Below are 13,520 nucleotides of genomic sequence, written 5' to 3'. Positions count from 1 at the left end.
TTTAAATTAATACCATGAAATTTTTAAAACTATTCTTATTACTATTTGTCATTCAGACGCAAGCACAGCAGGGCGGTATGTGGATTCCTTCGCTTTTGAAAGGAATGAATGAAACAGAAATGAAAAACTTAGGCATGAAAATGTCTGTCAAAGAGATTTACGATGTGAATCAATCGAGTTTAAAAGATGCCGTTCCACACTTTAATGGTGGTTGTACCTCGGAAGTTATTTCTCCAAAAGGATTAATTTTAACAAATCACCATTGCGGATTTTCACAAATTCAATCGCACTCTACAGTAGACCATGATTATCTGACTGATGGATTTTGGGCTTACAAAATGGAGGACGAATTGCCTAATAAAAACTTAACCGTCGCTTTTATTGTAAAAATCGAAGATGTAACCACATCGGTTTTAGAAGGAACTGCTTCTCTCACCAGTGAATCCGAAAAACAAAAGAAAATTCAAGAAAACATTACGGCACTTACTAATTCTTTACCAAAGGAAAATTGGCAGGAAAATAAAATCCGTACGTTTTATGAAGGCAATCAATACATGCTTTTTGTAACAGAAACTTTTACAGATGTCCGTTTGGTTGGCGCTCCGCCTTCCTCAATAGGGAAATTTGGTTCTGATACTGATAACTGGGTTTGGCCGCGTCATACGGGAGATTTTTCATTGTTTAGAATTTATGCTGACAAAAACAATCGTCCGGCTGCGTATTCGAAAGACAATGTTCCTTACACTCCTAAACACTTTCTGCCGATTTCACTTGATGGTGTAGCCGAGGATGATTTTACATTGGTTTTTGGTTATCCAGGAAAAACAAATGAATATTTACCTTCTGTTGCTATTGAACAAATTGTAAACGAACTAAATCCTGCAAAAATCGAAATTAGAGACAAAGCCCTGAAAGTGGCTGATGGTTTCATGAGAAAAGACAATGCTATTAAAATTCAGTATGCCTCTAAATACGCCAAGATTGCTAATTATTGGAAAAAATGGATTGGCGAAACCCAAGGATTAAAAAAATCAAATGCCGTTGCTATTAAAAGAGAATCTGAAAAAGTCTTTCAGCAGAAAATAACAAAAGCGGGTAAAGAAAAAGAATACGGAACACTTTTGACTGATTTTGAAAAAAACTACGCAGAAATAGCACCATATGCCTCTGCCAGAGATTATTTTGCGGAAGTTGTACAGCTCAACACGGAATTACTAAGCGTTGGTTACAAATTGTATCAGCTGGAACAAGTTTACAAAACCAAAGGAGAGCAATCTTTTACAGACCGAAAAAACAATTTACTAACTGGCCAGGAAGCTTTCTACAAAGATTTTAATGCAACTGTTGATGAAAAAGTTTTTGAGCAATTGATTGAATTGTATGCTACCAAATCTCCAAAACAATTTTTACCCCAAAGCTTAGTGAATGTAAATGCCAAAAATTTGGCTTCGGAAATTTACAGCAAATCCAAACTTAAAAATTATACAGGTCTGAAAGAATTATTAACCGGCGATACGCAAACCGTTTTAACGAATTTAAACAATGACCCAGGTTTCCTGCTGGTAAAAGAATTGGCTGATAAATATTCGAAAGAAGTTTCGCCAAAATATGACGAAATCAATTTAAAGATTACTGCACTTCAACGCACGTATATGAAAGCGCAATTGGAATTGAATAAAGACAGCAGAATTTTTCCGGATGCCAATAGCACATTAAGAATTACTTATGGAAAAGTAAAAGGATACGAACCTAAAGATGCTACACTTTACACACCAATAACCTATTTAGATGGGATAATGGAGAAATACATCCCTGGAGATTATGAATTTGATGTTCCATCCAAATTGATAGATCTATATAAAACCAAAGATTACGGATCCTATGGAGAAAACGGCAAAATGCCTGTTAACTTTATTGGCACAAATCACACTACTGGAGGTAATTCAGGAAGCCCGGCGATAGACGCAAACGGAAACCTGATAGGACTTAATTTTGACAGGGTTTGGGAAGGAACCATGAGTGATATCTATTATGACCCGAGTATTTGTAGAAACATTATGGTTGACATACGCTACGTCCTTTTTATTATGGATAAATATGCGGGTGCAAAAAACTTGATAAGTGAGCTAAAACTGGTTCACCCAAAGAAAAGCAAACCTTTAAAAAAGAAAAACTTAAAGTAAAAACCAAGGACTCAACAACGATATATAGCATTTATTAATTATTTGACTTAATTGGCATAATAATTGTAATTTGTTTCGGCGTTGACAAAAAATATTATTTTTTAAAAAAAAAATAAAAAAATATTTTACATATTAAAAAATTTATATCTTTGCCACGAATTAATAATTAACCTTTTATATTAAATTAAGATGAAAAAAGTATTTTTAAGTTTAGCTGCTGTTGCTGTATTGACTGTTGTATCATGTAAAAAAGCTGACGCTCCTGCTGAGGACGCTGCTACTGTAATTGATTCTGCTGCTGCTGTAGTTGATTCTGCTGCTGCTGTAGTTGATTCTGCTGCTGTTGTTGTTGACTCTGCTGCTGCTGCTGCTACTGAAGCTGCTGCAACTGCTACTGAAGCTGCAAAAAAATAATTAGAACTCAAATTCTAAAAAATTTTAAAGCCATCCGCTATGCGAGATGGCTTTTTTAATTTGTGACATTTCCAATCATTTAAGAAGGAGATGTACAAATAAAAAAGAGAGTCGTGTAAATTTAATTTACACGACTCTCTTTTTTATTTACGAATTAATTCAAAAACCTTTAATCCGAAAAAATAAAATCATTTCCAGAGAAATCCAACACCTCTGAATTTGATCCATACCGCACAATTTCATCGATTCCTTTTTGCAAACGCAACGAAGTGGTATATTTTCTACTTGTTGCAAAATGATTCCCTCCTAACATCAATTTAAAATAGAACTTCCCACCGGAAGACTTAAACTTTAAAAAATCAGCGGTTTCAATTGCTGTTTTAAACTTTTCAATATCTTCTTCGCACTCAAACTTGAGTTCATAACTTAAACTTGTAAAAACAACTTTCCCCTTTCTGGAAGTGAAAACAAATTTATACTCGTCGTTATATCTTTTACTAATTACAAAAGCCCCCATGAAATTTCAGATTTTAGATTGCGGATTTTAGATTTCAGATTCTAAACATGGAGCTTAGAATTCACTTCTGTAAAAATCTCTTTGTTCTCAGCTACAAACTCCTATAAATAAAAAAAGCTCCAAACATAGTTTGAAGCTTTTTTAGTACTCAGAGCGGGACTTGAACCCGCACGAACATTGCTGTTCACTGGATTTTAAGTCCAGCGTGTCTACCAATTTCACCATCCGAGCATTATGTGGTGTTGGAGCGAAAAACGGGGCTCGAACCCGCGACCTCGACCTTGGCAAGGTCGCGCTCTACCAACTGAGCTATTTTCGCATTTTCAATTCTTAGAAAGAACCGCGATACTTGTTCTGTATTGCGGATGCAAATTTAGGACATTTATTGAATTATACAAGCCTTTTTTATAAAAAAATCACAGATTAAAGTTAATGTTCTGATACCGTAAACTTTAAAACAAAATAAATTATTTTCTGGTCAACATTCTTTTAATTTCATTGAGTTTCATCAGCGCTTCCATAGGCGTAATGGTATTTATATCCAGATTCAAAATCTCTTCTTTGATTTCCTCCAATAAAGGATCATCCAGATTAAAGAAACTCATTTGCATTTCGTCTTTTGCAGCTTTAATTCCATTCAGCGCATCGCTGGAATGATTCTTTTCTAATTTCTTTAAAAGTTTCTGCGCTTTCAAAATCACAATTTGAGGCATTCCCGCCATCTTCGCCACATGTATTCCAAAACTATGTGCACTTCCTCCTTTTACTAATTTTCGAATAAAAAGCACCGTATCTTTCAATTCTTTGACAGCCACATTGTAATTCTGAATTCTAGGCAATGATTCGCTCATTTCATTCAATTCATGATAATGGGTTGCGAACAATGTCTTCGGTTTTGAAGGATGTTCGTGCAAGAATTCTGCAATTGCCCATGCGATGGAAATCCCGTCATAGGTACTTGTTCCTCTTCCTATTTCATCTAAAAGCACTAAACTCCTATCGGAAATATTATTCAGGATAGAAGCTGTTTCATTCATTTCGACCATAAAAGTAGATTCTCCCATCGAAATATTATCACTCGCTCCTACTCTGGTGAATATTTTATCTACAATTCCCATTCTCACGCTGTCTGCAGGCACAAAACTTCCCATTTGACACAACAGTACAATCAAAGCGGTTTGACGCAAAATAGCTGACTTTCCGGACATATTCGGACCCGTAATCATAATCAATTGCTGCGTTTCTCTATCCAAAAAAACATCATTAGCAATATAAGGCATCCCGACCGGCAATTGTTTTTCGATAACAGGATGTCTTCCGTTTTTGATTTCCAGTTCGAATGTTTCGTCTAGTTCAGGGCAGATGTATTTATTTTCGATAGCCAACTGTGTAAAAGAACACAAACAATCCAGTTGCGCCACCAAATTAGCATTCATTTGAACCGGCTTGATATACGTAGCAATCCAACTCACTAATTGCTCGAATAATTCTACTTCTATTTTGTGGATTTTCTCTTCGGCACCGAGTATTTTAGTTTCGTATTCTTTTAATTCCTCCGTAATATAGCGCTCCGCATTAACCAAAGTTTGTTTTCGAATCCACTCCACAGGAACTTTATCCTTGTGCATATTCCTAACTTCGATGTAATATCCAAAAACATTATTAAACGATATTTTCAAGGATGAAATCCCCGTCAATTGTGATTCCCGTTTTTCAATTCCTTCCAAGAATTCCTTTCCGGAAGTTGATATTGCCCGCAAATCATCTAATTCCGCATTGATTCCTTTGGCAATAGCATTTCCTTTGGCAATAGCCACAGGCGCATCTTGATTTAAAACGGTTTTTATTTTTTCACGCAACAATTCGCAACTGTGCAAACTGTCACCGATTACTTTTACTGCTTCTTGCGGACTTTCTAAAGCCAAGGTTTTTATTGGAATAATAGCATCCAAGGATTCTTTCAGATAAACCACTTCGCGAGGCGAAACTTTTCCGGCTGCAATTTTCGAAATCAAACGTTCCAAATCAGAAATTTGCTTGATTTGATTCTGAATATTTTTCAAAACATTTTGATCCTCTTTCAAATACGAAACCACCTGATGACGGCTTTTTATTTTAGTACTATCCTTTAATGGCAATGCCAACCAACGTTTTAATAATCGTCCACCCATTGGCGAAAGCGTTTTGTCAATAACATCCAGTAGCGTCACCGCGTTTGGATTATAACTATGATACAACTCCAGATTGCGAATGGTGAATCGGTCCATCCAGACGTAAGCATCTTCGGCTATACGCTGAATCGCCGTTATATGTTGTACTTTATTATGCTGTGTTTCGGATAAATAATACAAAATGGCTCCCGAAGCAATAATTCCTTCTTTCAATTCTTCGATTCCAAATCCTTTCAAAGAAACCGTTTGAAAATGCTTGGTTAAGGTTTCGAATGCGTAGTCTTCTTTGTAAATCCAATCTTCCAAGTAAAAACTATGGTAATCCTCTCCGAAAATTTCCCGGAAATCATTTTTATTATTTTTGGGAATCAGAACTTCACTTGGATTAAAATTCTGCAACAGTTTGTCAATATATTCTGCATTGCCTTGCGCCGTTAAAAACTCACCTGTAGAAACATCCAAAAAGGAAATTCCTATTGATTTATTGGCAAAGAAAATGGACGCCAAAAAATTATTGGTCTTCGATTGCAAAACCTCATCGTTCATAGAAACTCCAGGAGTCACCAATTCAGTAACACCTCGTTTCACAATGGTTTTGGTCATTTTTGGATCCTCGAGCTGGTCACAAATTGCCACACGAAGTCCCGCTTTGACTAATTTTGGTAAATAGGTATTCAAGGAATGATGCGGAAAACCAGCCAGCGCTGTTTCAGTCTCAGAGCCCGCTCCACGCTTAGTTAAGACAATTCCTAATATTTTTGAAGCACGAACTGCGTCTTCTCCAAATGTCTCATAAAAATCCCCTACGCGAAACAACAAGCAAGCATCCGGATACTTTCTTTTTATCTCATTATACTGCTTCATTAACGGAGTTTCCTTAACTACTTTATCTTTAGATGCCAATTGTATTTGTATTAAAAAATGAAAAATATCAGCGAATTTATAGATTTTAAAGCAAATAAATAAGGAGTTCAAAAAATTAAACTATTTTAAGAAAGATTTAAGTCATAATTTCTATTTTTTCTTTAGATTTGTAAATACTTTTAAATCGAAATAGATATGAAAAAAATAATTACTCTAGCTATGCTAGTTGTCTTAGGAGCAGTTACTTCTAATGCACAAGAAACTTCAAAAAAATTAAAAGTTACTAATACTAAAGCTACTATTGCAAAAGTAAATGGTGCAGGAATGGTTTTTGTAACTGAAACTATTGACTACGGTACTGTTGCATACAACTCTGATGGTAAACGCGAATTTGTTTTCACAAATAACGGTAACAAACCTTTAATCATTACTAACGCTCAAGGATCTTGTGGTTGCACCGTTCCTACTTATCCTAAAGAACCAATTGCTCCGGGAGCAAAAGGAGTTATTGGAGTAAAATATGACACTTCAAGAGCAGGTCAGTCTTTTACTAAAACAATAACATTGACCACTAATGCTGTTGTTCCTAACAAAACACTTACTATAAAAGGAAATGTTTTAGCCGCTGAACCTTCAAAAAGCTAAATTTTAACTAAATACACAAAAAAGCTTCCATTAACTTCGGAAGCTTTTTTTTTGAATAATTTACACAAACATGAGAAAGCTAGAAAACAGCGAACTGGATCGAAAATCTATCGAAGCATTTAAACAATCTGAAAAAACACCCCTGATTTTAGTATTAGATGATATCCGCAGTTTGCATAATATTGGTTCCGTATTTAGAACAGCCGACGCATTTTTGATTGAAAAAATATATTTGTGTGGTATCACTGCCATTCCTCCAAACAAAGAAATTCACAAAACAGCACTAGGAGCTACTGAAACTGTTACTTGGGAACATAATGAAAATGTTCTTGACGTTATTGAAAAATTAAAAAAAGAAAACACCACCACACTTGCCATAGAACAAGTAGAAAGTGCTGTTTTTCTCCAAGATTTTAAAGTTGAAAAGGGCAGAAAATATGCTTTGGTATTTGGAAACGAAGTACATGGCGTTTCTCAGGAAGCGGTTGCCTTGTGTGATGGTTGCATCGAAATTCCACAATTAGGAACCAAACATTCTTTAAATATTTCAGTAAGCGCAGGGATTGTGGTTTGGGATTTATTTAAACAATTTAAATATTAGATTTTTGGATTGTTAGATCTTTAGACTTCTTAGATTATGAGAAAACGAAAAAATAAGGTAAGCAGTACACTACATTTCTTACCCACTTTCTCTAATTTTTCCAGAATAAAAAATCTAACATTCTAAAAATCCTATTTTCTTCTTAATTTCATCCAAAACATACAGATAATCTTCTTGATTTTTTACGAAATCCCTATTAGAAACATCAATAATCAGAACATTCAAATCAGTTTGTGATTTAATATAATCCAAGTAACCGCTATTGATTTTATCCAAATATTCGGCCGGGATTTTTTGTTCGTAGCTTCTGCCGCGTTTCTTAATATTTTGCAATAATCGCTCTGAATTTTGATACAAATAAATGTACAAATCCGGTTTTGGCATTTCTCTGTAAATGATATCAAATAGATTGCGATACAAACGATATTCATCTTCGGCCAGTGTTATTTTGGCAAAGATCAAAGATTTAAAAATATGATAATCGGCAACCAGAAAGTCTTTAAATAAATCAAATTGCGCCAAATCATCGGATAATTGCTGGTATCTATCAGCAAGAAATGACATTTCGAGCGGAAACGCATATCGGTTTTGATCTTTATAAAATTTGGGCAAAAAAGGATTATCGGCAAAACGTTCCAGAACCGTTTTCGCATTAAAATCCTCAGAAATTTTCGTAGCCAAAGTGGTTTTTCCCGCTCCGATATTCCCTTCGAAAGCGACATAATTAAACTGCTCTAAAGAGATATTCTGCAAAGGATTTACTAAATTCTGAACCACTGTACAAACACTTTCATCTGGCGACAATGCCAATAATTCCGCAATATTTTTTTGAAGAATGGGATGTTCCCAATCTAAATTCAAATCTTGGATAGGCAACAAAACAAAATTCCTGTTTTGCATCAAAGGATGCGGAATTTGAAGTTTTTCGGTAGCAATAATTTCTGAATCGAAAGCAATCAAATCAATATCAATCGTGCGCGATTGATATTCTTGTGTTTTATTCCGCAAACGACCCAATCGCTTTTCGATTTTCAAAACCTGAGTCAGAATTTTGTGAGCTGAGTTAAAGGTGTGCAAAACCAAAGCACAATTATAAAAAGCATCACTTTCAAAACCCCAAGCTGGAGTCTCATATAATTTGGAGACTTTGATTACAGTCCCAATTTCTTGATGTATCAATTCTAAGCAACGTTCGATATTTTCCAAACGATTGCCTTGATTACTGCCTATAGATAAAATGACCTGATGCTGTGATTTCATAATTAGGTGCAAATTAACTAAAAGAATTTTAGAATTAGCAATATATTTGTATCCTGTGTTGATAATTAAACTTAGAAATTACAAACAATTATTTGTAACATTTCAATGTTTTTTACGACATATTAAAAAAATATAATTATGAGATTTTTAGGAAATGTATTGGCGACCATTATAGGTATTTTTGTTTTTTTCATGTTGTTCTTTTTTGGGATAATCCTCATTGGAGCCATTTTTGGTGGTGAATCTGAAGGCGTTACGGTAAAAAATAATTCTGTTATCGAATTGAATTTGGAAGACATCAGAAACGACTATGCCGGAAAATACAAAGACCCTTGGGTAACTATTTTTTCAGAAAACAAAAAAGTAGGTTTATCAGACATTATCAATGCCATTGAAGAAGCAAAAACGGATGCCGACATTAAAGGTATTTCTATCCTAAACAATACTTCGTCATTAGGTATGGCGCAAAGTAAGGCATTAAGAGATGCTCTGGAAAGCTTTAAAAAATCAGGTAAATTCGTCATGGCTTATGCCAATTCGTATTCACAAAAAGAATATTATCTGAATTCTGTTGCCAGCCCAATTTACTTAAATCCTGTGGGAGATATGGATTTCAAGGGATTATCTTCTGAAATCATGTTCTTTAAAGATTTTCAAGAAAAATCAGGAATAAAAATGGAAGTAATCCGTCATGGAAAATACAAAAGTGCCGTTGAACCTTTTCTTGAGAATAAAATGAGTGATGCCAATAGAGAACAGATTACGGCATTATTGAATTCTGTTTGGAATTCTATTACCACTGACATCTCTAAAAGCAGAAATATATCTGTAGCTAAATTGAATGAAATTGCCAATGGACTTCTTGCTCGAACTCCAGAAATGGCAAAATCCCAGAAATTAGTTGACATTATTGCATATGAAGACGTGTATCACAACGCCATCCGAAAAGCACTTAAAGTACCCAATGACGAAGAATACAATAAAGTGTCTATTTGTGATTATGCTCAAAAAGTAGCCACTACTTCACAAACTTTCGACAGTAAAGATGAAATAGCCATTATTTATGCCCAAGGAGAAATCAGGGGTGGCGAAGGTGATGTCAATGTCATCGGAGAAGGTTCTATGCGCCGCTCGTTACAAGAGGCTCGAAAAAACAAAAATGTAAAGGCAATTGTACTTCGCATCGACAGTCCTGGCGGAAGCGCTTTGACATCAGATTTGATTTGGAGAGAGATTGAATTGACTAAAAAAGTAAAACCAGTAGTCGTTTCTATGGGGAATTATGCGGCTTCAGGCGGGTATTATATTGCTTGTAATGCCAATACCATTTTTGCCGAAGAAAATACAATCACCGGTTCTATTGGCGTTTTTGGAATATTACCTAATTTCACTCCATTAGCCACTAAAATAGGAATCTATACAGAGCAAGTTAAAACGCATCAAAACTCAGCAAATTATAGTCCTTTTGTTCCAATCGATGAAAAATTCAAAGCCGTTACGTTAGAAGGAGTTGAACATATTTACAAAACTTTTGTCACACACGTAGCACAAGGTCGAAAAATGACATTTGCACAAGTTGATGCTATTGCACAAGGAAGAGTTTGGACTGGTTCAGAAGCATTGAAAATTGGACTTGTGGATAAAATTGGAGGTTTAGATGACGCTATTGCAAAAGCTGCTTCTTTGGCAAAAATAAAAAGCTACAGCACCCAAAATTATCCGGAATACGATAAAAACTTCAATGATCTTTTAGCTAATCTTCCTTTTGCAAAATCTAAAGAAGACTTTATAAAAGAAGAAATAGGAGAAGAAAACTATAGAATTATGCAACAAATAAAAAAATTACAAGCGCAAAAAGGAGTTCAAGCCCTAATGCCTTTTGAAATTAATATTCATTAAGAACTTTATAACTCACTGAAAAATCCGTTTAATCAATTGCTTAAACGGATTTTTTTATACTATAAAGTTAAATTATTGTTTATAAAAAACACCAAAAAAATTACTCTGTCCTAAAAATACTATTTTTGTAAAGAATACAAGGCGCTGTTTTTGCTCCACGTATAGAATCTAAAGAAATTAAATTATGGTAAAGAAAGTTTTAAAAATCATTGGAATTCTGATTATCCTGCTCGTGGTAACTTTATTTGCTGCGCCTTATCTATTTAAAGATCAAATAAAAGCCAAAATTTCTGAAGCTATCAATGCCAAAGTAGATGCCAGAGTCTCTTTTACAGAAGTGGATTTAAGCTTATTCAAAAATTTTCCAAATGCGAATGTAACGCTGGAAAAATTAGTCATTATAAACAAAGCTCCTTTTGAAGGTGACACCTTGATTTCACTAGGCGAATTGAATTTAAAAATGTCTATCAAAGAACTTTTTAAAGGTAAAAATGAAGCAATATCTATTGACGGAATCACTTCTAAAAATGGATTAATCAATATCATTTTCAATAAAGACGGAATCGGGAATTATGACATTGCTTTGAAAGATGAAAAAACCAAAGACGATGGAAAAAGCAGTCCAATGTCATTAAAAATACAAGATTATAAAATTGAGAATTTCAAGTTCCGCTATTTTGACGAAAGTTCAAAAATAAAAATGGTAATCGACAGTTTAAACCACGAAGGAACTGGAGATTTTGCAGCTCAAAAATTAGATTTGGTTACCAAGTCAACTGCAAAAGTGTCACTTGATATGGACAAAGTCAATTACATGAAAAATGTTGCCTTGACTCTGGATGCCGTTTTAGGAATCGATTTAGATAAAAGCAAATACACCTTCAAAGAAAACAAAGCATTAATTAATCAATTACCACTGGAATTTGATGGATTTATTCAAATGGTGGAAGCGGGTCAACAATATGATTTGAAATTTAAAACCCCAACTTCATCCTTCAAAAATTTCTTGGGAATTATTCCTGCAGCGTATGCGGCAAGTTTAGACAACGTGAAAACAACTGGAGATTTTACTGTGGTGGGTTTTGCCAAAGGCTTGTATTCTGATACAACGGTGCCAAAATTCAATATTGAAATTGCTTCAAATAACGCTTCGTTTCAATATCCTAATTTACCAAAATCGGTTCAAAATATCGTTATTGACACTAAAATTATAAACGAAACAGGGATTTTAAATGATACTTATGTCAACTTGGACAAGCTCTCTTTCAAAATAGATCAAGACGCTTTTAATGCCAAAGCCAACATCAAAAACATAACACAAAATGCGATAGTTGATGCCGCTTTAAAAGGAACTATCAATTTAGCCAATCTTTCCAAAGCGTATCCTATAAAACTGGATAAGCCATTGTCAGGGATTTTAAAGGCCGATGTAACTACAAAATTTGACATGCAATCTGTAGAGAAAAGTCAGTATCAAAATATAAATAACGCGGGAACAATGAGTTTGTCCGGTTTCAACTACGTTGATGAAAACGGCAAAACAATGAACATTAGTACTGCCTTAGTCCAGTTTAATCCCAGCCAAGTCAATTTGAAACAACTGAATGCAACTACAGGAAAAAGCGATATAAGTGTAACGGGAGTTTTAGAGAATTTTTACGGGTTTATATTTAGAAACCAAGAATTGAAAGGAAACTTCAACATGAATTCTAAACAATTAGCCGTTGATGATTTTATGACAACCGGCGAAACCACTAAAACCGCGACTAAAACGACCCCGACGGTTCGGGATAAAAAAGCAGAGGCAATGAAGATTCCTGCTTTCTTAAATTGTACGCTTACCGCAAAAGCGACTACGGTTTTATATGATAATTTGACTCTGAAAGATGTATCGGGAAAACTAATCGTGAAAGACGAAAAAGTCACTTTAGAAAATGTAAAAACATCTATTTTCGGTGGAACAATTGGTATAAACGGAGCTGTTTCCACAAAAGGAAAAATGCCAGTTTTTAATATGGATTTAAAATTAAATCAAGTCGATATTGCACAGTCTTTCACCCAACTGGATATGTTGAAAAAAATTGCGCCCATTGCCGGAATCATCAACGGGAAATTAAATTCAACCATCAAATTGAACGGAAATCTTGATGCAACAGAACTAACTCCTGACTTGAAAACGCTAACCGGAGATTTATTAGGTCAATTGCTTTCAACGACAGTAAATTCGAGTAATTCTACTTTGCTGACTGCTTTAGGTTCTAACTTGAAATTCATTGATGTGAGTAAAATCAATTTGAATGATTTGAAAGCTGCGGTTACTTTCAAAGATGGAAAAGTAAATGTAAAACCATTTGATATCAAGTACAAAGACATCAAAGCGACCATTGGAGGAATGCATGGTTTTGACCAAAGCATGAATTACAATCTAAAATTTGATGTTCCCGCAAAATATTTGGGTTCAGAAGCGAATGCGTTAATAGCAAAATTATCTCCTGCTGACGCTGCAAAACTGCAAAGCATTCCGATAAATGCGATATTAGTTGGGAATTTCACGAATCCAAAAATAACAACTGACATCAACAGTGCGGTAACTAAATTGACCACTCAACTAGTAAACCAACAAAAAGACAGATTGGTGAAACAAGGAACTTCTGCTTTGACTGATTTCATTAATAAAAACAAGAAACCAGGAGATACTACAAAAACGGCGACTCCAGCAACTCCCGCAACTAAGGAAGAGGTAAAAACTAAGGCTAAAGATTTATTAAATGGATTGTTTAATAAAAAGAAAAAAACAGAAGAGCCTAAAGTACAACAACAATAATTTGATATAAAGCAATAGTTTTTCATCATAAAAAAAGCAGGAATCTCTAAAATTGAGATTCCTGCTTTTTTATGGAATTTTTATACGTTGATTTCTGCCACATATCCTTCGGAACCAAGGATATTAAAAACCGTTCCATCAT

The 13,520-nt window shown here is 34.6% G+C and carries 9 protein-coding genes and 2 tRNA genes; 6 read left to right on the top strand and 5 right to left on the bottom strand.

What is annotated here, in order from left to right; translation table 11 throughout:
- The first annotated feature begins 14 nt into the window (after positions 1–14).
- Both ACNQGX_RS01630 and ACNQGX_RS01625 read left to right on the top strand, forming a co-directional pair.
- Complete coding sequence (locus ACNQGX_RS01630) at positions 15–2,183, top strand: S46 family peptidase (protein ID WP_417973437.1); 2,169 nt, start codon at positions 15–17, stop codon at positions 2,181–2,183.
- Positions 2,184–2,372: 189 nt separating this feature from the next.
- Positions 2,373–2,597 (top strand): PG1828 family lipoprotein, encoded by a 225-nt coding sequence (locus tag ACNQGX_RS01625; protein WP_131991708.1) that lies wholly within the window; start codon positions 2,373–2,375, stop codon positions 2,595–2,597.
- A 169-nt stretch (positions 2,598–2,766) separates the two neighbouring features.
- Here ACNQGX_RS01625 and ACNQGX_RS01620 read toward each other — a convergent pair whose 3' ends face one another.
- The 4 genes from ACNQGX_RS01620 to mutS all read right to left on the bottom strand — a co-directional run bounded on the left by ACNQGX_RS01620 (position 2,767) and on the right by mutS (position 6,188).
- Positions 2,767–3,114 carry a YegP family protein gene (locus ACNQGX_RS01620; protein WP_417973435.1) on the bottom strand — a complete coding sequence of 116 codons (348 nt, stop codon included), beginning with the start codon at positions 3,112–3,114 and terminating at the stop codon, positions 2,767–2,769.
- 145 nt (positions 3,115–3,259) lie between these two features.
- Positions 3,260–3,345, bottom strand: a tRNA-Leu gene (locus ACNQGX_RS01615).
- Between the two features lie 12 nt (positions 3,346–3,357).
- Positions 3,358–3,433: transfer RNA gene (locus ACNQGX_RS01610), tRNA-Gly, on the bottom strand.
- Between the two features lie 148 nt (positions 3,434–3,581).
- Entirely contained in the window at positions 3,582–6,188 is a 2,607-nt protein-coding gene (mutS, locus tag ACNQGX_RS01605) for a DNA mismatch repair protein MutS (RefSeq protein ID WP_417973433.1), read from the bottom strand.
- 156 nt (positions 6,189–6,344) lie between these two features.
- On the opposite strand from mutS, the gene ACNQGX_RS01600 reads away from it, so the two are divergent.
- Complete coding sequence (locus tag ACNQGX_RS01600; protein ID WP_417973431.1) at positions 6,345–6,794, top strand: DUF1573 domain-containing protein; 450 nt, start codon at positions 6,345–6,347, stop codon at positions 6,792–6,794.
- Between the two features lie 70 nt (positions 6,795–6,864).
- Positions 6,865–7,395, top strand: coding sequence for an RNA methyltransferase (locus ACNQGX_RS01595; RefSeq protein WP_417973429.1), 531 nt, complete (start codon positions 6,865–6,867; stop codon positions 7,393–7,395).
- Between the two features lie 114 nt (positions 7,396–7,509).
- Here the strand turns inward: ACNQGX_RS01595 and folK are convergent, their stop codons facing one another.
- On the bottom strand, positions 7,510–8,655 hold the full coding sequence (folK, locus tag ACNQGX_RS01590; RefSeq protein ID WP_417973427.1) for a 2-amino-4-hydroxy-6-hydroxymethyldihydropteridine diphosphokinase: 1,146 nt from the start codon (positions 8,653–8,655) through the stop codon (positions 7,510–7,512).
- A 138-nt stretch (positions 8,656–8,793) separates the two neighbouring features.
- Between folK and sppA the strand changes: the two genes are divergently transcribed.
- Positions 8,794–10,554 (top strand): signal peptide peptidase SppA, encoded by a 1,761-nt coding sequence (gene sppA, locus ACNQGX_RS01585; RefSeq protein WP_417973425.1) that lies wholly within the window; start codon positions 8,794–8,796, stop codon positions 10,552–10,554.
- Between the two features lie 184 nt (positions 10,555–10,738).
- Complete coding sequence (locus ACNQGX_RS01580; RefSeq protein WP_417973423.1) at positions 10,739–13,378, top strand: AsmA-like C-terminal region-containing protein; 2,640 nt, start codon at positions 10,739–10,741, stop codon at positions 13,376–13,378.
- Positions 13,379–13,520 lie beyond the last annotated feature (142 nt).

Origin of the sequence: Flavobacterium glycogeni (assembly GCF_048286775.1) — a bacterium.
Lineage (GTDB): Bacteria > Bacteroidota > Bacteroidia > Flavobacteriales > Flavobacteriaceae > Flavobacterium.
The sequence above is the reverse complement of the archived record's forward strand: the minus strand, read 5'-3'. Positions and strand labels throughout refer to the sequence as shown.